The sequence below is a fragment of the Psychroflexus salinarum genome (assembly GCF_042677225.1).
GTDB lineage: Bacteria > Bacteroidota > Bacteroidia > Flavobacteriales > Flavobacteriaceae > Psychroflexus > Psychroflexus salinarum.
Genome location: NZ_JBHTIV010000023.1, coordinates 205,871 through 227,842, shown reverse-complemented (window position 1 = coordinate 227,842; position 21,972 = coordinate 205,871). Strand labels below are relative to the sequence as shown.

Annotated in this window: 21 protein-coding genes; 1 reads left to right on the top strand and 20 read right to left on the bottom strand. The window is 35.3% G+C overall.

Annotated features, from left to right (window positions below):
• Nucleotides 1-2: 2 nt before the first annotated feature.
• The 7 genes from ACFQ0R_RS13155 to ACFQ0R_RS13125 all read right to left on the bottom strand — a co-directional run bounded on the left by ACFQ0R_RS13155 (nucleotide 3) and on the right by ACFQ0R_RS13125 (nucleotide 6,357).
• Nucleotides 3-419, bottom strand: coding sequence for a hypothetical protein (locus ACFQ0R_RS13155; protein WP_379658840.1), 417 nt, complete (start codon nucleotides 417-419; stop codon nucleotides 3-5).
• Between the two features lie 3 nt (nucleotides 420-422).
• Nucleotides 423-836: a hypothetical protein gene (locus ACFQ0R_RS13150; protein WP_379658839.1), complete on the bottom strand. Its 414-nt coding sequence runs from the start codon at nucleotides 834-836 to the stop codon at nucleotides 423-425.
• Nucleotides 833-1,252 (bottom strand): hypothetical protein, encoded by a 420-nt coding sequence (locus tag ACFQ0R_RS13145; RefSeq protein ID WP_379658838.1) that lies wholly within the window; start codon nucleotides 1,250-1,252, stop codon nucleotides 833-835. The genes ACFQ0R_RS13150 and ACFQ0R_RS13145 overlap by 4 nt, the downstream gene beginning before the upstream one ends.
• Nucleotides 1,253-1,394: 142 nt before the next feature.
• Nucleotides 1,395-1,670, bottom strand: coding sequence for a hypothetical protein (locus ACFQ0R_RS13140; RefSeq protein WP_379658837.1), 276 nt, complete (start codon nucleotides 1,668-1,670; stop codon nucleotides 1,395-1,397).
• 818 nt (nucleotides 1,671-2,488) lie between these two features.
• Nucleotides 2,489-3,160, bottom strand: a complete 672-nt coding sequence (locus ACFQ0R_RS13135; protein WP_449314344.1) for a gliding motility protein GldB-related protein — start codon at nucleotides 3,158-3,160, stop codon at nucleotides 2,489-2,491.
• A gap of 107 nt (nucleotides 3,161-3,267) precedes the next feature.
• Nucleotides 3,268-4,143: a TolB family protein gene (locus ACFQ0R_RS13130; protein ID WP_379658835.1), complete on the bottom strand. Its 876-nt coding sequence runs from the start codon at nucleotides 4,141-4,143 to the stop codon at nucleotides 3,268-3,270.
• Nucleotides 4,144-4,200: 57 nt separating this feature from the next.
• Entirely contained in the window at nucleotides 4,201-6,357 is a 2,157-nt protein-coding gene (locus tag ACFQ0R_RS13125; RefSeq protein ID WP_379658834.1) for an APC family permease, read from the bottom strand.
• A 452-nt stretch (nucleotides 6,358-6,809) separates the two neighbouring features.
• On the opposite strand from ACFQ0R_RS13125, the gene ACFQ0R_RS13120 reads away from it, so the two are divergent.
• The gene (locus ACFQ0R_RS13120; RefSeq protein WP_379658833.1) at nucleotides 6,810-7,013 is read left to right on the top strand and encodes a dodecin family protein; all 204 of its coding nucleotides are present in this window, start codon (nucleotides 6,810-6,812) and stop codon (nucleotides 7,011-7,013) included.
• Nucleotides 7,014-7,105: 92 nt separating this feature from the next.
• Here ACFQ0R_RS13120 and ACFQ0R_RS13115 read toward each other — a convergent pair whose 3' ends face one another.
• The 13 genes from ACFQ0R_RS13115 to ACFQ0R_RS13055 all read right to left on the bottom strand — a co-directional run bounded on the left by ACFQ0R_RS13115 (nucleotide 7,106) and on the right by ACFQ0R_RS13055 (nucleotide 21,968).
• Nucleotides 7,106-8,032 (bottom strand): succinylglutamate desuccinylase/aspartoacylase domain-containing protein, encoded by a 927-nt coding sequence (locus ACFQ0R_RS13115; RefSeq protein ID WP_379658832.1) that lies wholly within the window; start codon nucleotides 8,030-8,032, stop codon nucleotides 7,106-7,108.
• An 87-nt stretch (nucleotides 8,033-8,119) separates the two neighbouring features.
• Nucleotides 8,120-9,169, bottom strand: coding sequence for a glutathione synthetase (locus ACFQ0R_RS13110; protein WP_379658831.1), 1,050 nt, complete (start codon nucleotides 9,167-9,169; stop codon nucleotides 8,120-8,122).
• On the bottom strand, nucleotides 9,169-11,013 hold the full coding sequence (locus ACFQ0R_RS13105; protein ID WP_379658830.1) for a flavohemoglobin expression-modulating QEGLA motif protein: 1,845 nt from the start codon (nucleotides 11,011-11,013) through the stop codon (nucleotides 9,169-9,171). Before ACFQ0R_RS13105 ends, ACFQ0R_RS13110 begins: the two co-directional genes overlap by 1 nt.
• A gap of 519 nt (nucleotides 11,014-11,532) precedes the next feature.
• Nucleotides 11,533-12,768 carry an APC family permease gene (locus tag ACFQ0R_RS13100; protein WP_379658829.1) on the bottom strand — a complete coding sequence of 412 codons (1,236 nt, stop codon included), beginning with the start codon at nucleotides 12,766-12,768 and terminating at the stop codon, nucleotides 11,533-11,535.
• Between the two features lie 39 nt (nucleotides 12,769-12,807).
• Nucleotides 12,808-13,350, bottom strand: a complete 543-nt coding sequence (locus ACFQ0R_RS13095) for a macro domain-containing protein (protein ID WP_379658828.1) — start codon at nucleotides 13,348-13,350, stop codon at nucleotides 12,808-12,810.
• A 12-nt stretch (nucleotides 13,351-13,362) separates the two neighbouring features.
• On the bottom strand, nucleotides 13,363-14,451 hold the full coding sequence (locus ACFQ0R_RS13090) for an AI-2E family transporter (RefSeq protein ID WP_379658827.1): 1,089 nt from the start codon (nucleotides 14,449-14,451) through the stop codon (nucleotides 13,363-13,365).
• 116 nt (nucleotides 14,452-14,567) lie between these two features.
• On the bottom strand, nucleotides 14,568-15,731 hold the full coding sequence (locus ACFQ0R_RS13085) for a baeRF7 domain-containing protein (protein WP_379658826.1): 1,164 nt from the start codon (nucleotides 15,729-15,731) through the stop codon (nucleotides 14,568-14,570).
• A 199-nt stretch (nucleotides 15,732-15,930) separates the two neighbouring features.
• Entirely contained in the window at nucleotides 15,931-16,743 is an 813-nt protein-coding gene (gene ligD / locus ACFQ0R_RS13080) for a non-homologous end-joining DNA ligase (RefSeq protein ID WP_379658825.1), read from the bottom strand.
• Nucleotides 16,740-17,747 carry a non-homologous end-joining DNA ligase gene (ligD, locus tag ACFQ0R_RS13075; RefSeq protein ID WP_379658824.1) on the bottom strand — a complete coding sequence of 336 codons (1,008 nt, stop codon included), beginning with the start codon at nucleotides 17,745-17,747 and terminating at the stop codon, nucleotides 16,740-16,742. The genes ligD (ACFQ0R_RS13080) and ligD (ACFQ0R_RS13075) overlap by 4 nt, the downstream gene beginning before the upstream one ends.
• Nucleotides 17,747-18,340 (bottom strand): DNA polymerase ligase N-terminal domain-containing protein, encoded by a 594-nt coding sequence (locus ACFQ0R_RS13070; protein WP_379658823.1) that lies wholly within the window; start codon nucleotides 18,338-18,340, stop codon nucleotides 17,747-17,749. The genes ligD (ACFQ0R_RS13075) and ACFQ0R_RS13070 overlap by 1 nt, the downstream gene beginning before the upstream one ends.
• Nucleotides 18,341-18,385: 45 nt before the next feature.
• Nucleotides 18,386-19,018 carry a protein-L-isoaspartate(D-aspartate) O-methyltransferase gene (locus ACFQ0R_RS13065; protein WP_379658822.1) on the bottom strand — a complete coding sequence of 211 codons (633 nt, stop codon included), beginning with the start codon at nucleotides 19,016-19,018 and terminating at the stop codon, nucleotides 18,386-18,388.
• 79 nt (nucleotides 19,019-19,097) lie between these two features.
• Entirely contained in the window at nucleotides 19,098-20,597 is a 1,500-nt protein-coding gene (locus tag ACFQ0R_RS13060; RefSeq protein WP_379658821.1) for a malate:quinone oxidoreductase, read from the bottom strand.
• Nucleotides 20,598-20,669: 72 nt separating this feature from the next.
• Nucleotides 20,670-21,968, bottom strand: a complete 1,299-nt coding sequence (locus ACFQ0R_RS13055; RefSeq protein ID WP_379658820.1) for an erythromycin esterase family protein — start codon at nucleotides 21,966-21,968, stop codon at nucleotides 20,670-20,672.
• Nucleotides 21,969-21,972: the final 4 nt, after the last annotated feature.

Genomic DNA, 21,972 nt, shown 5'->3' with positions numbered 1-21,972 from the left:
CTTCAACTTGTTAAAAAGTTTTTATCTGAAGGTAAATCCAGGTCTTTTAAAAACTTGTTTAAGTCCTCCAGAGAATTCTTTTCGATTAAACCCGGATCGATTTTGAAGGTATTTAAATCGGACTTTAGAATATAGTTTCCTCCCTCACTTTTGATTTGATGAATATCATCTATATCAATTTTATTCTTGAATCCATAAAGAATATTTTTCCTGATTACCCCGTTTTCAATAAGTAGATATTGATGTTTACTGTCGTATACGTAGTGCAGGATATCAAATAAGCCTATGGCGATAAATCCTATACCCAGCCAATTTACATTTTCATCATTTAGTAAAATATAAATAACTCCAAAGCCTGACCATACCAAGCCTAAAATAAGATGAGTGTATAGTTTTTTCTTCGTTAATTTTATTCTCATGCTTTAGTTTGCTAAAGAGATTTTCTCTGAAGGTAAATCCAACTCTTTTAGAAAGTTGTTCAATTTATCTAGAGATTCCTTCTCAATAAAATTGAGTTTGATTTTGATTTTTTTCGTGTCTGATTTAAGAATGTACTTGTTATTGACTTTCTCTATCTGCTGAATTTTATCTATATCTATTTTATTCCTGAACCCGTAAAGGATGTTTTTTGTGATCGTTCCATTTTCAATGATGAGGTATTGATGCTTTTTATTATACAAAAAAACAGCAAAGCCTGCCACACCAGCTGCCATATAAAAATAATTGGAAAGCTCTGTGTAATCCGTTAAGAATAGATAGTAAGTACCCGGCACAAACCATAAAAAACTAAGGTATAGATCTGTATATTGTCTTGATTTAGTAAATTTTATTTTCATTTCCAGCTTGCTAAAAAAGATTTTTCTGATGGCAGATTTAGGTTTCTTAGTACCTCAATTAGCTTATTCAAGGATGAATTATCGATCAAATCCAGGTTGATTTTCAATTTTTGTGTCTTTGATTTTAGAATATAATTGCCTTTTACTTTTTGGATCTCCTGGATTGCATCTAAATCCATTTTGTTCTTAAAACCGTAAAGTATGTTTTTTGTAATCATTCCATTTTCTATGATCAGATATTTATTCTTCCTATCGTAAAAAAAATGTACCAGGTATAAAACACCTAAAATTATAAAAACATAACCAATCCAATTCTCCAAATCTTTAGAGCTTAAGTTTAAAATACCAATTATTATCCATACAAAACCCAGAATGAGGTGTGCACTAAGTCTTGTTTTATTAAATCCTATTTTCATTTTCAACTTGTTAAAAATGTTTTTTCTGAAGGCACATCCAGGTTCATTAAAAACTGATTCAGCTTTTCAAGTGATTCTTTTTCAATTAAATCTGGGTTTATTTTAAGATTTATTCTTTGTGATTTCAAGATATAATCTCCGCCTATTTTTTTTTGATTTCCTCAATTTCACTGAGTTCAATACTATTCTTGAAGCTATATAGAACGTTCTTCTGTATCCTACCCTTTTCTATAATAAGGTATTGATGCTTAAAATCATATAAAAAATGCGCTAAGTAAAGAATGCCTAAAATCAAATACATATAGCCAATCCATGACATTGTTTCACCGAAGATAAAATAAGATGCACCTAAGAATATCCACAATGTTCCTAAGAAAAGGTTGGTGTACAGTCGTTTTTTATTAAGATTGATTTTCATTTTGATTTATAGTATGAGTTTATTTTTTAGCTTATAGTGATCGGCTGTCTTATCATATCGTTTTAAGCCCCTGTCTTTTATCCGTTTTCAATATAATAACAGATTTTAAAGATGAGATTTTTACATTTACTAAACTAAAACATCAAATTCAATTAATTACAGTTTTTTAAAGAAACTTATCCACACAACCGTGAGTATCCTTTTGGATAACTCTTTGAACTATAAACCTATCAGAGATAGAAAATCGATTAATCAGAAAGCGTGTCAAACCAAACATAGTCAAAGCTTTCTTCGATCTTTTCCTTCTTCTTCATCTCTCCTGGAAAACTATTAACATGGGTTAGTCCTTTTTACAGCAGGATGTGCAACTACTGGTATCTATAACTAACCCTCTGCACCGCCTAAAATCGTCTCAGCTTAACACATTTACATGATCAAGTCAAGAGAAATAAATCGAGCAGAAGAAAGAGTAAATTCATCAGGTCGGAAGTCATAAAAAGACTAGTCTTTTAAAGCAAAAAGAGTACTACTTTTACAGGAAAAGAGTACTCTTTTTAATTGGATAGATTTGTAAAACTTAGATAGAGTAAAGATAAACCAAATTAATTAATCAGATCGTCAGCATGTAAAAGAGCTCTCTTAAATGTCTGTCAGGGAGTAGTGATCGAATTTTAGATCTTTAATGTATTGCACATAACGGCTCTTTGGTATGGTAAATAGTATGCAAATAGAACTTTACCTTATCAGTTTATGTTTTAATTTTTTGATTTTCACCAAAACTTCAGGTCTATCCCTTAGTGCTATTTGCTATATAGATGTTACATGCTATTTTGGCTGTATTTACTTTGTTCATAAATAGTTTTTGATTCTTTAGCTTCAATTAAAATTTTAATAGCTTTCTTTTTGTTTGCGCTGTTTTCATAATAGGATTTACAAATCATATATCCCATATAATACCCCATTGAGTAAGGGTATTTTGAATCATCATTCCAAAACCATTCGGAGAATTTTCCAGGTTGGCTTAAATCATTTTTAAACTCTATCCATAGTGTTTTGTTATTTGCCTTCGCATAATCAATCATTTTATTTATTCCAGCGTCTCCAATTAAACTTTCTTTACCACAAAAATATTCAGTTAAAAAAACAGCTGCCCCTTCAACAATAGCTTGGTTTAAGATAGAATTATCGCTTAAATTATTTTTTTGAAGGGTGTGTAAATTTTCATGAACAATAATAAAGCCTAGATCTTTATAGCTGGCTTGTTCTCTTTGTAACCAAGAATAATTTTCAGGAAATTCTTTATAGTTTGTAGAATCGGTTTTAATAGATGCTTCTAATCCAATAAAAACCGTATTTGGATAAATCATTCGACCCTGTGTATTAAAAAATCCAATGGACAAATAGGTGGGCGGAAAACCTGCTGAAGGGTAACTATCCTTTATTTTATTAAAATATGTATTGTAGGTCGAAGTATGATTTCTCGCCTCCAAAAGCAATTGTTTTTGAGATTCGAAATATCCAGGAAATGATTTTATTATATTGAGAAGTTCGACTCTTTGAGTTTTATAAATTCAACTGGCCAAAAAAGTATTCAAGATTAATTTTCTTCATAAGAGACAAAAGCAAATCTTTTTCCGTCTGGTGACCATGAGGGTACATTAATGCTTCCTTGCCCTCCGGTAAATTTACATAAGGTTGTTATAGTTTTCGTTTCCAAATCATAAAGTCTTAAGGCTACTTTTTTCATTGGCGGATGAGCATCGCCTTGATTTTTGAGGTAGGATAAAAACACAAAAGAAGAGCCGTCTGGCGAAGGATGCGGAAACCAATTGGAATAAACATCATTGGTAAGTTGGATTTTTTGACTTCCATCTGCATTCATTCTCCAGATCTCCATGCTTCCAGATCGCATAGAATTATAGTAAATGTATTTTCCATCGTGAGAATAATCTGGTCCATCATCAAGCCACTTTCCATCTGTCAGTCTTATTTCTTCTCCTCCATTAAGCCCGATGCTATAAATATCAAAGCTATCGTTTCGTTTGGCTGTATAGACCAAAGTCTTTGCATCTGGCGACCATCCGTGCCAGAATGAAGGGTCTTTAGGAGTGACAATTTCTGGAGCACCCCCTGAAGCTGGCAGTAAATAAATTTTTGAGGTAAGCCACTGTTCTTTATCCTTTGCAGGGACTTCATCAGCAGAACTAATTACAATCTGTGTCCCGTCTGGTGAAATGCCATGGTCGTTGTTTAAATCTTTGGCAAAACCAGTATCTACATTTTTTTTCTCTCTGCTCTTTAAGCCCAATTTAAAGAGATGACCATCACTATTTAAAAGAAGGTACTCATCATTTCTACTCCAGTTAGGTGCTTCAAAATGTCCAATTTCAGAATAGATGACTTCTCTTTTATGAGCTGTTAGATCATAAATTTCTAAAATTGAATTAATTTGTTCTTCTTTGTTTACAGACATGCATTTCTACTTAAAAGGATTAAACTTGAACAAATCGTAAGCGTCTGAAATTAAATTTTAGTTGTCATTTTCATCTTCTTTCTCCACCTCCTCTGCTGGGCTATCCTTAGGCTCTGAGTCTTCTTCCTGTTTTCGTTCCTCTAGAACAACGAGTAATGGGCAATCTATTTTATCACTGATCTCCACCCTAATTTTATTGATAAAATTTTCCCGCTCTTTAGCATTGGCTTCCACCAAAATGACAAGGTCATCGGGCTTGCTTTTTTCTTTTACGGCTTCAGAAATATCACTTACCTGTACAGAACTGCTCTTGATTTGATTTTTATCTATTCCTGCTTGCCGAAGTCTTTTCATTGCTTCTCGATTTATTGCGGAGCTATCTTTTACCTCATCGTTTTCAGAATCTTCCTTACTTTCGATAATCATCAATGTTGCAGGTAAGTTACTGGCTTTAGTCAGTTCGTAAATAACCGTCGCAAAACTTTTACTGATTTGGTTGATATCATATACAGGAATAAGCAGACGGTTTAGTTCTTCTATGGGCTTAACAACCAGTAGTGCTTGACAGTCATACTCTAAAATCACATTATCTATAGCCTGAGTGATATCAGGAGTAAATACTAATTCAGTTTTAACATCAAATCCTTCATCTTCCAAATCTTTCCTAGTTTCATTGAGTTCTGCCTGTGTTTCACCATCATCTTCCTCCTCATACTGTTCCGGACTTGTCTGTTCTTTCAATTCTTTATACCCCAGCAATAACACTTCCAGGTTGGTGAATCCTTTAAGAATAGCTAGAGGAATAGATTTTTCTAAAGGAAGAGAAACTGGAAGTAAAATCCTTGGTTTACGTAATTTAGGATCAATATGAGGAGGACTAGGATCGGAAAGTTTTTTACCTCTGGCATAAACGAAATAAAAAATGGCACTCACCAGCAGAACAGCTCCGCCAAGTATAATTGATAAAGGTTTCATGAAAAATATAAGTCCAAATCCTGCCAGCATTCCCACTGCTGGTAAAGCAGGATATCCTGGGGTTTTAAATCCTGGCACATACCAAATGGGAGCTTCTTTTCGTAACTTCAAAACGCACGCACAAATAAGGCCGTAAATAATCAGATGAAGTAAAGACGCAGTCTCTGCTAACACCTCTAGATTACCCACAAAAAGAATTCCTGCAATAGGTAAACCAACCAAGAAAATTGCTCGATGTGGTGTGCCAAAACGTTGATGTATGACAGAAACCCACTTGGGCACAAGCCCATCTTTACTCAATGCAAAAATAGTTCTGGAAGAGCTTAAGATTGAAGCATTCGCACTGGAAAAGGTAGCCAATAATCCTGCAAAAAGAACTACCAGAGCACCAATGTCACCTATGAGGCTTCTAGCGACTTCAACAATAGCAGTTTCTCCAAGTTCTTCAAGTTGATCTACAGGAAGCACACTATTCGTAACAAATATGGCTAAAAGATAAAGGATGAGGACGATAAGCACACTACCGACCAAAGCACGTGGAAGATTACGCTGCGGATTGATGATTTCTCCTCCCATAGTTGCTATCTGTACAAAACCGAGATAAGAAGTAAAGATAAGTGCAGAAACACCAAAAACTGGGCTAAAACCATTAGGTGCAAAAGGTGAAGGCAAACTAGCTTCACCAATAATTCCTAGAGCTTGGAGTACTCCATAAAGAAATAAAAGCGTCAAAATTCCAGTAAGTATAAGAACAACATTGTTTTGTAATTTACCAGCACTTTTGGTTCCAAAAATATTGATGAAAGTTAGAAGAATAGCTGTAGCTAATCCAATGAGAATGATAGGATCTCCAGGTTGATATCCGATTTCTTTGAGTAAGTCAATCAAATAACTCCCAAAACCATAAAGATAGAAGGCACTGGCAAAAACAAGACCTAACCATTGTCCTATACCGATGAGCATTCCCCAAAAAGGTCCAAAAGTTCTGGAAACAAAATAATATCCTCCACCACTAGAAGGCATTGCTGTAGCAAGCTCTGCTGTACATAAAGCAACAATAAGGGCAATTGTGCCGGCAAGTAAGAAAGATAAAATAGCGGCTGGCCCTGCCTCTCCGGAAGCTATTCCTGGAAAAACAAAAATTCCTGCACCTACCATAATTCCTACACCTATACTTAAGGCTACTCTCAAGGAAAGTGTCCGTGTTAATGAAGGTTTTTTTTCTTTGGGGTTACTCAAAACGACAGGTAATGATTAAATAGAAATTACAAATGAACTAATAAATTTCATTAAAAAAGTAAAAGTGCTCTTTGATGAAAACAGATAAGTTTAATCAGAAAATTATCGACCTTGTTGTGAATCTTCTCTTTTAAGAATATTGAATCGTCCAAAAACAATTAAAGCGGTTCCTATTGCTGAAAATATACCGAGTAAGAAATCATACTCGTTATTCTCATAAAGATAAAGAGTGAAGACTGATGATGTTATTAATATAACACCAAGAATACGTACTTTATTAAACCTCATATGGACAGAATTAATCTATAAAAATAATAAATCATAGACTAAAATTCAAGTCCATAGACTCTTATTTAAGATAAGATTTTAGCTTTTTGTTATATATCGTTAAATACAATAAGTTTCCTCTCTGTTTTTGTTATTTTAGTAGTGAACCAATAAAAATAAACATTATGAGTATTGTAAAAGTTATAGAAGTAATAGCAACTTCAGACAAAAGTTTTGATGACGCTGCGCAAAATGCAGTTACAGAAGCTTCAAAAACCGTAAAAAATATTAAATCGGTTTATGTAAAAGAAATGAATGCCAATGTGACTAATAATCAAATAGTTTCTTACGCAGTAAATGCAAAAGTTTCTTTTGAAATAGAAAGTTAAATCAATTTAACTGATAAATAAAAAAGCAGCAAGATTTTCAATCTTGCTGCTTTTTTAATGTTTAATTTTTTAATCAAAAGTCTTATTAAGTTTCAATTTGAAGTGTATTCTACTTCTTCAATGATAAAAAAACCGTCGTTTCCCTGAGATTGGTATAAGGGCATAAATATGCGTGCGTTCCATTTACTCTTTATTTCATTTCCATTTTGTTTGGCCAGGAGTTCTCCTTTTTCAACTTTTTGAAAATTTTCATACCCAGGTTCCATTTCAAAGACATCGGAATCTTCAAGACCATGTCTGTGAATCAATTCAAAAGTTTTCTGTTCAGGAGCATTTTTTTCAGCAAACCGATTTACACATTCCGGAGAAGTTTCAATCTTTGTAAGATTTATCTGGCATGCTTCTTTTAAAGCTAGCCAAATGACACCTTCGTGATTTTCAACCGAAGTTTCATCTTCATGTTGTCCTGCTTCAAAGACAAAACCCGTCATCCCGATTCGACTTAGGTAATGATCTATATCTCCAGTAATGATGTCGCTAAATCCGCGTATAATATAAGTTGGAAATTTATGAGCCCATTCATCATTATCATTTACAACTTGAACTGAAACGTAGGGAAGGCTTGGTGAAGAAGTAGTGTGACAATCCAGAAAATAACGCTTAGTATAGTCTTCTTCAGGATATTGATTTAAAATCCCAATAATTTCCCACATTTCTTTTTGCTCGTGGGTTTCCGCTTTTTTCTGCTGAATGTTTTCTTTGGTCCAGACTCGGTTGAGATCTTCGTCAATATAGCGTTTATTCTGATTGAGAGCTTTATGATTTCCTGATACACCCACAATCTTTCCCTCAATTTCAGGTTTTGCTTTTTCTAACTGTTCAAACACTTCTTCTAATGCTTTTACTCCACTGGATTCATTTCCATGAATACCTGCAGTAACAAAAAGTAAAGGGCCTTTTTTATTGCTGGTGTATTCTCCTATAATTCTTGGGATTTGATTGTCGGTTTCTTGACTCATAGTTTATGTGTTAAATTTTTCAATTATCTATACAAGTTTTTTAGTCTTTAAATTGATATTACTAAATATCAGTCTAGAGTTGAATTATTATTCCATACAGGCAATCTCTTTATTGGTTAGTAGATGACCATAAAGATTTTTATATTCAACTTTACGTTCTATAGCTTGAACTATAATTTCAGTAAAATCCGGGAGACCTACCTCTTCAAAATGCTCCATACCACCTGGACTTAAAACATTAATTTCTATCAGCTTATCATTTACAACATCTAGTCCTACAAAGAAGAGTCCATCGCTTATCAGTTTTGGTGCGGTTAGCTCAACTATTCGTTTCATTGCAGGGGTAAGATCGCTGGTATCTGCAGTAGCTCCAAGTGCAAAATTACTACGGAATTCACCTTCACCACTTACACGTCTTATGATAGACTGTTTTCCATCATTGACCATAACGCGGCCATTCATTAATAAAACCCTGACATCACCATCTTTCACTTCTGGCAAAAATTCTTGAGCAATGATATATCCATCCTGACTTATAGTTTCAATAATTTGATTGAGGTTTTTTTCATTTTCATCTATTAGAAATACATTTTGACCTCCGGAGCCTTCAAGAGGTTTTAAAACCATTTTTTTATCATTCTCCTCCCAAAATTTTAGAATATCATCCTTATTTCTGGTAATCAATGAATTAGGTTTTATTTCTGGTGGAAGTTCCTCAAAATAGAGTTTATCTATAAAGGCTTGAGATAAAGCATACGCATCATTCAAAACTAAAACCCCCTGCTGCTGTATTAGCTTTCCAAAAGCAATACCAGCATGCTCAGCCCATTCCCGACCAGAACCTTCTTCAGTAGGATTATTTCTTATAAATAGTACATCCAGTTCAGTGGAAGTAATTATCTTCTTACGAGCTTTAGAACTTTTCAACGCATCGAGGTAATCCTGAGCAGAATTAATTTTTGCATCTTCAGGCACTTGTGTGCTATTAATACTAATAGGTGCTCCATGGTGAAAATTAAAATCACCTATACCCATGGCATAAACCTCATGGCCACGAGCGTGAGCTCTATTCATTACCATAATTGAGGTTCCATACCTTTCATTTTCTATATCGTTTAAAACAAAACAAATTTTCATTATGTTGTCATTTTTGAAATGGATAACCCATTTCTGATTAAATTTAATTTTTCAGTAACATCTTCAGTCAACAAATAACTTGGCCTCAGCGCTCCAGTTTTCAATATTTTTCTTTCGGTCAATTCTTGTACGATCTTAGTATGTTTTAAAGCAAATTTTCCTGCCAGAAGAGATTCATAATCTCCGCCTTCCTGGAGGTGCTCACGAAGCTCTACGAGACCTTTTAAATAAATAATATCTTTTAAAAACCCACCACCCTGCATGATCCTCGAAGTTATATTGAAAGACCGCTCAGCGGAAAATCCATATTCTATTTTTAGAAGTCTGAAAATTTCCTGAAATCCTGCACCGTTCAGTCTTGCAGAACCTGCAACGACTCTCCCGGCTAAGGTTCTTAGTCGATTGGGAGTAAGTCCATCTACCATATATTCTGACATTACTGCCAATCCTTCTTGTAATGGATCGTAATCTGCTAAGCCACTGCTCAACAACTCCAAAGGCTGTTCCATACCATTAAAATATGTAAGAACATGTGTACCCACCTCGTGTTGAATAAGTGCCTGAGCTTCGATCCTTTTCATTTTATAATCAGCAGGTACATACAGCTCACCTTTATTGACCATCATAATATTTACATCCTTACGGATGTGAATTTTACTTTTGAAACCTTTATTTTGCTTCGCGAAATAATCAAATTCTCTTCGTGCCAGACTGGCAAAGCCTTTTGCATCTATATAATCATCATCTTCATATTCATCGTCCTCACTTACTTCATTGAGAATAGCTTTTGCTTCTTCATTTAGTTCTCGACTTATTCCTTTGTAAAGCCGAATGCTATTGTAAAAGAAATTTTTAGATCCTCTTTCGTTCAGCATAGTAATTTGGTGATCCAGCTCTTCACGTTTTTCTCTAAATATGTGAGACATTGCCGGGTCGTCTATATCTTCAATTCTAAGATTATAAAGTTCTCTTTTAAGAACATCAGGATCTATAGGCAGTATACGATAATGGTAGTCTAAAACCTTTTCATAGTCACTCTCAAAGAAGGTAGTCTTGATACTATGAATATTTGCAGGCGAGACCAGCCATAAAAACTGATAAGAGCGTTCAATTTTTGCCAGCGCTTTATCTATCTCAAAAACTTTGTCTTTGAGATGTTCTCTTCCCAAAGAAAGATGACTTTCCATTCTGCAAGAGGTATGCACTCTCACATAATCATAAATGGCTTTATGCATACAGTCAACCAGAAAGTTTTTGAACTGCCTTAAAAAAACAGGAAAGACCTTTTCCTCATCGCCTCGATAGACTGGAGGAATTTCCAATCCTACAACTACTGCTCCCAGTCTTTTTGCGTCATTAATACTAAGAAGTTCAGGATCTCCTTCCTTTTGTCGATGAGGAGTGTCTTTTACTTCAGTCTTTAAATCAAGACCTCTGAAATTATTATTTATATGATTGAGTTCTTCTTCTAAAATCTTAACTGAACTCGTAATTTTTTTGACAGGAGCTTTAATGGTAAAACACGAATTTGATTCTCCTGCATAAATTTCAAAAACCAAGTAAGACTTGAATTTGGTACAAAGTCTTTCAATAAGTGCAAAAATTAAATTTTGATAATGTTCAAAATCTTCTTGACCAATCAAGAGATAAGAAGCCTCACTTAAGACCAGTCTTTCTGTTCCTGCATCATCTTCACGCTCTCGGTAAACTATCAGATACGGTAGATTTTCTTCAATATGAAGTAAACCGCCTCCGGGAAGCGTGGCACCTATTTTTCCATCTTCGTCAAGTGTTTTTAAAATCTGTTTTATAGATTCCTTTGATAACTCAGATATGTTTAGCATTTGTGTTATTTAAAAAAATTTAATAGTAGTTTAATTATTAATGTAATCGAATTGAATGTTGATTTCATTTAAATTATTAAATAATTAAGTATTATTCAAGTCCAAAATTATTTTAGTATTTATTTATGAGATTTGCTAAAAAGCTTTAGAATACTTTCAGAATAAAGATTTGTGAGCAACTGCAGAAATGAAATTGATTTAAGAGGAAGCGTATAAAGGTTATATTTTATAAAATATCAATCAAAATTATCACGGCACTCTCCTCTTTGATATTATCAAAGGCAAGTACTAATGTTTTTTGTACAATAGCTTTTAGAATCAGGTCTTGCCACCTCATGACGTACTTTAGCTAATAAAACAATATGTAATATACCTTGCATCAAATTAGCTAAAGATGTATAGGCATATTCAAAGTTTTTTTATAGATGATGATGATGATGATAGAAATTTAAACTATGAACGATTTAAATAAAATCTCAGTTGACATGTTTTTTATCCTAGGTGTTTCCGATAGTTAAATCATAAATTGCCTTGTGTTAAATTATAAATGTTATAGCCAAAAAGAATAAGTATTGTTGCTAAAGCTATTATAGTTGGAACAGGGATATTTTTAATATTCAGCGGGATATGAAAAGGAGCCTTTTGTTTTCCTTTATTTTTATAGCGAAAAACAAGCATAGAGAAATTTACCATACCAAAGACGATGAAGATAAAAATATTACTTATGCTCGCTACTAGTTTAAGGTTCCCTAGTAAACCGAAGGCGATAGCTACAAGAGCGATAGCGATAATAGCATAATTTGGAGCATTTCCAATACCAGAAATTGTAGTAAATTTCTTGAGCCATCCAATATCACTATCCCTAGCAACATCATATAGCAATCGTGAAGTCCCCAATATATTACTCAAAATTGTCTTACTGGTTGCAAATAAAGCCACGACTACTAGCCCAGTAGCACCAATTGTTCCTAATTTTGCTTGGACAACTGCTGCTAATGGTCCTTCAGCTTGAGCTAGTTTATTCCAATCCAAAACACTCACCGCACTTATTGCTATAAGTACATAAATTAACAAGACAGCTATTCCACTTAAGAGAACACCTTTAGGCATTACCTTTTCAGGGTTTTTAGTTTCCTCAGCCATTTTTACTAAATCCTCGAAGCCAACATAACTAAAAAAGATAAGTGCACTTCCAGCCAATATGCCATTCCATCCAAAATTGTTGAATTGTGTGAGATCTGTATTCCCAATATCGGGTATGCAAACGAGGATAACAACAGCAAGGCCCAGCAATGTAATTATTGTTGCGAATGAATTGTAATATGAACTATACTTTGCTCCAAAAATGTTGAATAAAGCCATGAGTCCTACAATAGCAATAACGATAATCCAAGATGGAAACTCTAGAAGTCTAGTAAGATAGCTGGCAAAACTTATAGCAATAGCCGCCGCCGCTACTATACCTGTAAACATCATCAAGACAGACATTACTAAAGCAGCTTTGTGTCCTAAACTTTGTTTTATATATTCGAAACTTCCACCAGAATCTGGAAACCTGCTTACAAACTCAGCATAGCTTAAGCCTGTGAGAAGAGCTACACAGGCAGCCACTACAAAACTTAGCCAGAGCATATTACCCCCTAAAGCTGCTGCTTCTCCTATAATAGCATAAATGCCTGCGCCAACAATCCCTCCTATTCCAAACATCAAGATATCCCATAATCCAAGTGTTCTTTTGAGTTTGTTATTGCTCATATTAGGAATTCAATTTAGTTTTAACATAATTAAATTTTTCTAATCTACTAAAGTGTAAAGTTTGGATAAAATGTCTTCATGAATCTCCAGATCTTTTTCATCATAAAGTACAAACCGAATTTTGTTAACAGCTTTTAACTCTGAAAGCAGTTCTGAAATAGTTTTGAAAGCTACTTTAGCCGCATCTTTTGAAGGATAACCAAAAGCACCCGTGGATAAAGCTGGAAAGGCAATAGACTTAATCCCCTTTTCTTCTGAAATTTTCAGTGCGTTACGATAACAGTCAGCTAGTAGTTCATCCTCTGGTTGATCCCTGCCATAAACAGGACCCAGACAATGGATAACATATTCATTTGGAAGTCTGTAAGCTCCAGTAATAACAGCTTCTCCTGGATTGATAGGTGCTAAAGATCTGCATTCGTCATAAAGACCAGGTCCAGCAGCGCGATGTATAGCACCTGCTACACCGCCGCCTGTTTTAAGCAGAGCATTAGCAGCATTTACCACTGCTAAAATATCATTTTGCGCAGCAATATCTCCTTTTAAACATTCAATTTTTACTCCTGAAATTGCTCTTTCCATATTAGCTTTCTATTATTCGATTTTTTCGTCTTTTTTGTCACCTTCAGAAGGTTTATCACTATTATAACCTATTAATAAGCCTATGGGTTCAAGTCCAGCTGTATTGTCAAAAATGATTTTCATTACCCCAAATAAAGGCACAAATAATACTAATCCTGCAAAACCCCATATCAACCCGCCTAATACTACAGCTATAATCACAAATAATGGACTTTGCTTGACTTCAGAACCTATAATTATAGGTTCTAATACATAGCTCTCAATCAATTGAATGACAAGTACAATGACAGCAAAAGAAATTATTTCTGTAGAATTATCGCTGAAGACTATCATAAATAATATGGGCAACAGACCACTTACAAATGGACCTATATACGGAATAATAGTCACCAAAACACCAAAAATAATAAGGAGTGCAGAGTACTCAAGATCGTAGGCAATAAAGGTTATTGTATACATGATTGCTAACACAATCATGACCTGAACTCTTCCCCACAAATATCTGTTGGCTACATTTTTTGATTTTTTGATAATTGTTTCTGCTCCGCTCTTATTAGTGCTGGATACATACCTCATGAAAAAATTGAAAAATTGATCTCTGTAAATTAGAAATAAGAAAACATAAATCAGCATAAGAAGGAAACTCATCAAAATATCTACAAAATTGTTTAATAAACTCGACAAGTGCTTCTGTAACTCTTGGATCATTCCAAAAATTTTATCCTTAAACACTTCTTCTTGTTGCTCCAATGTAATTCCCGTTAAATGAACGATTTGTTCACGTAAGTTTTCAACAAAGCCCAGAACATCCTCTTTTCTTTCCAAAAGATCGTTTACAAATAAGCTGAATTGTCTAAACAACAAAAAGAAAAGTCCTCCAACAACTAAGAATAAAATGAATGTGCTGATGAAAGATGAAAGGATTCTCCCAAATTTTAATTTTTTTTCGAAAAGATCACTGATTGGAAGAATCAAAGTGGTGAAAAATATTCCAAATGTAAGTGGTATTAAAAAAGAGGATCCATAGTATAATCCTACAATTAAAAGGAAACAAAAAAATAAGACACTATTAGTTTTTTGTAGTTTACTGCCTAAAGCCATTTTTTAATTTTTGAATAGATATAAAGTTAGAAAAGAAATGGCAGGTAATTATTGTCTAATTAAATATAAATTAGACAATAATTACCTGCCATTTAAAAGATGTGACTTAAGATAAACTAGTATCTATATAAAGCATTTACTTTTTTATGATTTTCATCTGGCATATTTTCTTCTTCCATTATGTAAATAGTACCACCTTTTTCAAATACTTTGATGGCGATAAGGTTGAGTAAAGAAATATTGTTCTCTGTGAGTTCGTCTTGAATATTCACTACTTGACTATTATTATCATATTCACCAAAAATTTCAGCACCGTTTTGTACAAATAAGCTGTCTATTCTCCCTTCAATTGCAGATTTTATAATCATATTTACATCTGCTGTAGCTTTGCCAGTTCCGATATATTCAGAATATAAGTTTAACTTTTCTTCACGATCCTTACTGAAATAAGGTTCTAATAGATTCCAAGCTTCTTCATGAAGTTGATTTATATCTTTATCTTCTGGATTTCCGGAAATATGCTCATCGTGTAGGTTTTGATAAGTGTTGACTTCTTTATAAACAGGAAATTGAAAATCCTGACAAGCCACAACTAATGGCGGCTTTTGGTCATCATGAAGCATCGTCATGATACCGTCATTTACAGCTCTGAAGTAGCGTTTCATTTCATTTAATTCTTCAGCTTTTCCTTCTCCGGCACCATGATACATTCCAGATTTATTATCGCCTTGCTGCCCAGATCTAAACTGAAGGTTTTTCTGCTCAAAATCATACCCAACAACATCTTCCAGTCTTGACGGAACTTCTTCAGGAGTAATAACTTCTGTCATGGTATAACGTGTACCTTCATAGAATTTAACCTCGTCATTCTTTAGTGTAAGAAGATAAAATAAACCGTTTCCATTGAATAAAGGCATTAGTGACTTTAGATAAAATTCATCGGATACATAATTAAACTCTTCAAAATGAATGGGCAGTGTATATTGTTTGAATGTATTTTCAGAAAGAAAAATAGCTAAACCATCAGATTGATGTCTCCAAAATTCATTGTCATTCACTAACTCATCTACTGGCTTGACCATTTCCTCTATCTCTTTATCGCTCAAACCTTGTTTTTCTAACTTCACTTTGACCTGCTTAAGTTGAGTTTTTAGTTTCATTTTATCTCTCCCTTCTAATGTTTCCGAACCTGCACGGTGAGTTGGGATATAAATAGAAATACAACTCGCACTCTGCTTATTTGCTAATTTTAAGACTTCTTGTTTTGTTATAATTGCCATTTATTTCAGTTTTTAAATTATTAGTTAATAAAAAATTCTACGAACTTAATTTAAGGATTACTTGATCTGTGGTAAAGTATTTAAGAATACTTTAATGATAATTAAAGAGAATCAAATTTTAAAATTTATGTTTCAAATTATGTGAAATAAATTTTTCAGAACTAATAATTATTAAAAAGTAGTTTTTCAGAAATCGGAATTAGTCTTTTTGCCCTAAACGTCTAAATATATTATCAAAAGTATAATGGTCTGCCTTTTCTATTTTTAATAATTCATCCCACCGAATTGGTGTGGCTACACCAGCAGAGGGTATAGATCTGAGAGAATAAGGACAAACCGAAGTCTGACCATAAGCATTGCGAAGGTAATCGACAAAAACCTTGTCATCCCTTTTGTTCTTTCTAGTAGCCGTGGTGATAATATCGGGATGTTTTTCTTTCATTTTTTCAGCTAGCTCTTTAATCTCTTCTCGTCTCTCATCAAAATCTTTAGTTCGTTTGACAGCATACCATATATGAAATCCACTTTTCCCGGTTGTCATTACGTGTGCATCTTTCCCTTCATTTTTGAGGAATTCCCCAATTTTTCGCGTGGCATCTTTTGTTTTTTCAAAAGCATTTTTTGGGGGGTCTAAATCAAACACGACTTTGTCAGGCTTTTGTAATTCATCTTTTTTTGACAACCAGGTATGAAAAGTTACCACCCCTTGATTTGCTAAATAGATGAGCGTTTTCTTGTCATTGCAAATCACTTGTGTGTTCTTTCCCTGTTTGGTTTCTATGGAGATTCTTTCAATATAATCAGGAAAATAGTCAGCTGCATTTTTCTGATAAAATCCGTTAGTATCAATTCCATCGGGAAAACGCTGAAGAGTGAGCGGACGATCTTTGAGATAAGGCAGCATTTTGTCAGCGATCTTTTCGTAATAGTTTACCAGATCCAGTTTGGTAATTTCCCTGTCTGGAAAAATCGTTTTCTCGGGGTTTGATATGTCAATGTCTTCTATTTTCATTCTGGAACTTCTTTAGTTACCTGCTCTGCTTCTTTATCATCGCGAATGCCTAAAAATCGAGGGTGGCGTAATTTATTATCATCAGTCCATTCTGTAAAACCGATTTCTCCAACATATTTAGGTTTGATCCAGTGATTGGCTCCGTTTTCGTCGTTATCAAAATTTTCAAAAGGACTGAAGTCCTGTTCAATCTGATTAAATTTTTCTCGCCATTTCTTAAGAAACTCGTCATCAAATCCGGTTCCGACTTTTCCGGCGAACATAAGTGCATTCTCCTCGTAATAGCCAACAAGCAGAGCCCCAAAACCCAGACGTTCTCCTTCGGGCTCTGTGAAACCTCCTATAATCAATTCCTGACTTTTCGCGCATTTAAACTTGAGCCATTTTTTGCTGCGGCTATGCACATAAGTGGACTCCCCGTCTTTAGCAATGATGCCTTCCCAGCCTTTCTGGCAAGCTTCTTTATGGAAGGCTTTACCATCTTCATTACGATGAGCGACAAACCTGACGGGATCATCCCAAGTTAGTGCTGCTTTCAATATTTTTTTGCGTGCTTTCAAAGAAAACTGATCAATCGCATAGTCCTGATAATACATAATATCAAACACATACAAGTAAACCTTTACGTCAGATTTTCTAGCATCCTCTGAATTCTTGAGTTGCATTCGATTCTGTAATTTGCTAAAGCTGGTCAAATCTCCATCAAAAGTGACTATTTCACCATCCAGAATAAGATTGGGATATTTTTCTTTTTCCAGAGCCTCAACCAGTTCAGGATAGGCAGAATTCAGTTTCTTTTCATTTCTGGAATAGATAAAAACCTTGGCGTTTTCAATTAAGATTTCACAGCGCTCACCATCTAGTTTTCTTTCATAAATCCATTCAGAATCATTGAAATAATCATCAGTTAGTGTAGCTAGCATAGGCTTTATAAAGCCTGGAAATTTTTTCTCCTTAGCTTTTTCAAAAACGTCTTGCTCTATAAGGTCTTTCAATAATTTCATCAGTCGCTTTCTTCCTTTTCAATTTCATTTAAGGTTCTTCCCGTTTCTACGCTCTTTTGTTCTGTGTTTGTTGGATTACGACGAGCATCAGCTTCCTCATCATCCATTTTTATGAGTAGCCAGTTGCCTTCCATTTTACCGCTATCCATCTCGACTAAAGCATAACCTCCTTTGAGTTTTTCTCCTTTCAAATCAATTTCAATAGTTCCGTTTTCAAAAGAGGTTTTAAGGTCCACTGGATTTCCTTCGTCATCTTTTTTTGTATTTTCAAATTTTCCCTTATCCCAAATCATAACCGTTCCTCCACCATATTCATCTTCTGGAATTACGCCTTCAAAATCGGCATAATCAATAGGGTGATCTCCGGTTGGAATCGCCATCTGTTTTTCACTGGGATCGGTGCTTGGTCCCTTAGGAACAGACCAGGATTTTAAGGTGCCATCTATCTCTATTCTGAAGTCGTAGTGAAGTTGACTTGCATCGTGTTTTTGAATGACGAAAATCGGCTGGTCACCACTGCTTGTCTTTTTGTCTCCCTTCGGTTCGTCGGTTTTGTCAAAATTTCGTTTTTCGTTATATGATTTACTATCCATCTTTTTTGCTTTTGAAATGAGTCACACATTTGAAGATACAAATGTTTAATCTTCTTGAGCTCGCCCAGTCATAGGCACAAATCTTACCATCAGTAAAGTTTCCTCCTTAAATTTATCCTCTTCCAGTCTTTCGATAAGAATTAACTTCTGAGAAGCCGTTCCTACAGGTGCTAAAAGCTTACCGCCAATCTTCAGTTGCTTTTTTAGTGTTTCGGGAATTTTTTTAGGAGCTGCCGTGAGTTGAATCGCATCAAAAGGTGCTTCTTCAGGCCAGCCTTCATAGCCATCAGCGTGTCGAGTCTCTATATTGTCGTAATCTGTTTTTTCCAGATTTTCTTTAGCCAAATCGGCCAGCCATTCTATTATCTCAACTGAATAAATTTGTTTGGCTAAGCGTGATAAAACAGCCGCATTATAACCACAGCCAGTCCCCACTTCAAGAACCTTATCACTATCTTTCAGTTCAAGAACCTGAGCCATATAAGCAACGATATAAGGCTGACTAATTGTCTGAGATTTACCTATGGGCAAAGGACTATCTTCATAAGCTTTGTCTTTCTCATCATCAGGTACAAAAAGCCTCCTGTCCACTTCCTGCATAGCACTTATCACCGCTTGGTCCTCAATGCCTCTTTTTTTAAGTTGACGCTCTATCATGTCTTTTTTTGTGCTCATCATGTCGTGTTTTTAAGGTTAAACTATTTATTTCTTATGTAATTTGTTCAATTTGAAAAGTCAGAAACATTTCAAAATACGGTTAAGCTGTAAGCGTTAAATCCAGTTTCTCCAGGCATTGCTTACGTGTTTTTCTAAATTCATCTTCGTTTCCTTCCACAGGCTTATTCCAAAATGGAATCATGCGATCAAGCTTAGTTTTGACTTCGTCTGAATTCAGTAAATCCGGATATTCCTGCTTTATAATATCTAAAGCAATTTTTACAGCAGTTGATGCTCCCGGAGAAGCTCCCAGTAAAGCTGTAACGGTTCCGTCTGTATTGGAAACGACTTCAGTACCAAACTCCAGCAAAGCTCCTTCTGCTTTACTCTGCTTAAGAATTTGAACCCTTTGTCCTGCCGTTTGCATTTTCCAGTCTTCAGACTTAGCATCCTTTATAAATTTTCTCAATTCATCCATTTGAGCATCTTTTCCGGTCACCACCTGTTCTACAAGATACCTGGTGAGGTTAAGGTTTTTCCAGAAGACCCCCCAATAGGTAGGAATGTTTTCAAAACTAACAGAGTAGGGAAGGTCTAAGGAAGACCCTTTTTTTAAAAATTTGGTACTAAAACCTGCGAAAGGACCAAACAAAAGCGCTTTTTTATCATCAATGTGACGTGTATCCAAATGTGGAGCCGACATCGGTGGGTTATTTCCACTTGCTTTAGAATAGACCTGGGCATCGTGTTTTTTGATGAGTTCTTCATTCTGACAAACCAGCCATTTTCCGCTCACGGGAAAACCACCATAATGTTCATGTTCTTCAATTTCTGACTTTTGCAGCAGTAGCAGGGCTCCGCCTCCGGCGCCTATAAAAATTTTTTCAGTTTCAAAACCAAAGGACTTATCCTCAGATCTGATTTTACCTTCTACGGTCCAGCCCTCAGCAGTTCTGTTGACATCCTCTACGTCATGATTTAGCAGGATATCAACATCAAATTTATTTTTCAAGAGGTTTGTAAAGGATTCGGTGACCTTTTCAAAATCAATTTCTGTTCCGTGAGTTACACGCGTTGCAGCCAGAGGCTCATTTTCATTCCTGTTTCTCATGATAAGCGGAAACCATTCACGCATGCTGTCAAAGTCTTCGGTATATTCCATGTCCTCAAATTCGACATGGCTTTTCATAGCCTCATATCTTTTTTTGAGAAGTCTGACCTGTTTTTCATCATGCACCCAGCTGCAATGGGGTGTTGGAAACACAAAAGCGTCTGGATGTGATAAAAAGTCTTCTTTGATGAGATAACTCCAGAACTGCTTGGTCAATTCAAAATCATGAGATACCTCAAGTGCTTTGGAAATATCAAGGCTGCCGTCTTCTTTTACTTTAGTATAATTGAGTTCACAATTACCGGCATGGCCTGTTCCTGCATTATTCATGGTTTTGGAGCTTTCCTGCCCGGTTTCGGAAAGCCTTTCTAGAATTAAGATTTTACAGGCGGGGTTTAAAATTTTAAGCAACAAAGCATGAGTCACACTCATAATTCCACCTCCTATGCAAACCAAATCGTAAGTTTTGTCTGAGTTTATTTTACTCATTTTTTCTGAATTTGTTTTCAATTAATAGTATGATTTTTTGTGATTTTAAGCTCTTTAAAAACACCTTATGACTTACAAGCCATAAGGATAGGTTTCAGGGATTTTAGAATCCTCAACAGAAACATCTATAGGATTTAAAGCTTGTGTTTTATCAAAAAACAAAAAGTGATCATAACGTTCAAGTATTATTGTGGGCACATAGTTTCCAAAGCGTTCATGTTTTGGGTTATAAACTACACCGACTGCTCGGTGTGCAATCCTTTCTTGTAATTCGGGAATGTGTTTAAGGTCATCCATGTTAATGTGAAACTGATCGCCAGCTTGATGACATATATCTTCCCAACTATTCTCACGTCCTTCCGGCAGTTCCATTTCTTTTACCGGTGCGCCCCATGCACTTCCTGCAAGTACGCTGCCCTGGTAACTGCCAAAACCAATGAGCGATACCTTATCTTTACCGTATTCCTTTCGCCCAAGTTCTCCTATATTATATAATCCTTGTCCGGCCATGTCGGTAAAAGAAGCATCACCTATATGCGTATTATGTGCCCAGACAATTCCCCTGGCATTTTCACCGTGAAATTTCATAAGTCGGTTAAGGGTATCCATCATGTGCCGGTCTCGAAGATTCCAGGTAGATTCATCTCCGGAAGCCATGATGCGATAATACTTTTCAGCGTTTTTGGTGACTAGTGCATTTTGTTCGGTGCTAAACGCATGTTCCCGGTCTGAATTGTAATTCGTGGCATTTTTACGAATTTCTGAAAGTAACTGAGTCACTTCTCTGCTGCAGCCCTCGGGAACTAACCTTGTAGACAATGCATATTTTTGTCCACCTTCATCGCGATGGGGCTCAAAACAGCGCATGGCCTTTTTTGCGGTTTCCAAAGCTGAAGGATCTTCCTTTTTCAGATATTCCATAACAGCATTCAGCGACTCCCAAAGGCTATACACATCCAGGCCGTAAAAGCCTTTACGCTGATCTGAAGGAAGCTCTTTGTTAAATTTTTTTAGCCATTGTGCCCATTCATGGACTTCCCAGTTAGCCCACATCCAGGATGGCCATCTTTTAAATTCCTTAAGAACCGTTTTCGTTTCTTCTTCGGCATCTTCATAATTTTTGACATGACGGTTGAGTTCGTAACAGGCGGGCCAATCCCCTTCAACCGCTACAAAATCAAAACCATGTTCCTCCATCAATAGCTTAGAGATTTTGGCTCTCCAATTGTAGTATTCATGAGTACCATGAGAGGCTTCGCCCATCATCACAATTTTTTTGTCTTTGATGGACTGGATCAAGGCGTCTAAACCTTCTTTATCCTTAAAATCATTTTTATTTTCCAGTAGTGTTGCAGTAATTGAATCTTTCATAATT

Bases quoted from the DNA above. Each gene is read 5' to 3' on its own strand.
- ACFQ0R_RS13150 (WP_379658839.1), bottom strand. From the start codon at position 836: ATGAAAATAAAATTTACTAAATCAAGACAATATACAGATCTATACCTT.
- ACFQ0R_RS13090 (WP_379658827.1), bottom strand. From the start codon at position 14,451: ATGGCTTTAGGCAGTAAACTACAAAAAACTAATAGTGTCTTATTTTTT.
- ACFQ0R_RS13100 (WP_379658829.1), bottom strand. From the start codon at position 12,768: ATGAGCAATAACAAACTCAAAAGAACACTTGGATTATGGGATATCTTG.
- ACFQ0R_RS13130 (WP_379658835.1), bottom strand. From the start codon at position 4,143: ATGTCTGTAAACAAAGAAGAACAAATTAATTCAATTTTAGAAATTTAT.
- ACFQ0R_RS13055 (WP_379658820.1), bottom strand. From the start codon at position 21,968: ATGAAAGATTCAATTACTGCAACACTACTGGAAAATAAAAATGATTTT.
- ACFQ0R_RS13085 (WP_379658826.1), bottom strand. From the start codon at position 15,731: ATGGCAATTATAACAAAACAAGAAGTCTTAAAATTAGCAAATAAGCAG.
- ACFQ0R_RS13070 (WP_379658823.1), bottom strand. From the start codon at position 18,340: ATGGATAGTAAATCATATAACGAAAAACGAAATTTTGACAAAACCGAC.
- ACFQ0R_RS13065 (WP_379658822.1), bottom strand. From the start codon at position 19,018: ATGATGAGCACAAAAAAAGACATGATAGAGCGTCAACTTAAAAAAAGA.
- ACFQ0R_RS13095 (WP_379658828.1), bottom strand. From the start codon at position 13,350: ATGGAAAGAGCAATTTCAGGAGTAAAAATTGAATGTTTAAAAGGAGAT.
- ACFQ0R_RS13105 (WP_379658830.1), bottom strand. From the start codon at position 11,013: ATGCTAAACATATCTGAGTTATCAAAGGAATCTATAAAACAGATTTTA.
- ACFQ0R_RS13110 (WP_379658831.1), bottom strand. From the start codon at position 9,169: ATGAAAATTTGTTTTGTTTTAAACGATATAGAAAATGAAAGGTATGGA.
- ligD (WP_379658825.1), bottom strand. From the start codon at position 16,743: ATGAAAATAGAAGACATTGACATATCAAACCCCGAGAAAACGATTTTT.
- ACFQ0R_RS13120 (WP_379658833.1), top strand. From the start codon at position 6,810: ATGAGTATTGTAAAAGTTATAGAAGTAATAGCAACTTCAGACAAAAGT.
- ACFQ0R_RS13155 (WP_379658840.1), bottom strand. From the start codon at position 419: ATGAGAATAAAATTAACGAAGAAAAAACTATACACTCATCTTATTTTA.
- ACFQ0R_RS13145 (WP_379658838.1), bottom strand. From the start codon at position 1,252: ATGAAAATAGGATTTAATAAAACAAGACTTAGTGCACACCTCATTCTG.
- ligD (WP_379658824.1), bottom strand. From the start codon at position 17,747: ATGAAATTATTGAAAGACCTTATAGAGCAAGACGTTTTTGAAAAAGCT.
- ACFQ0R_RS13140 (WP_379658837.1), bottom strand. From the start codon at position 1,670: ATGAAAATCAATCTTAATAAAAAACGACTGTACACCAACCTTTTCTTA.
- ACFQ0R_RS13115 (WP_379658832.1), bottom strand. From the start codon at position 8,032: ATGAGTCAAGAAACCGACAATCAAATCCCAAGAATTATAGGAGAATAC.
- ACFQ0R_RS13060 (WP_379658821.1), bottom strand. From the start codon at position 20,597: ATGAGTAAAATAAACTCAGACAAAACTTACGATTTGGTTTGCATAGGA.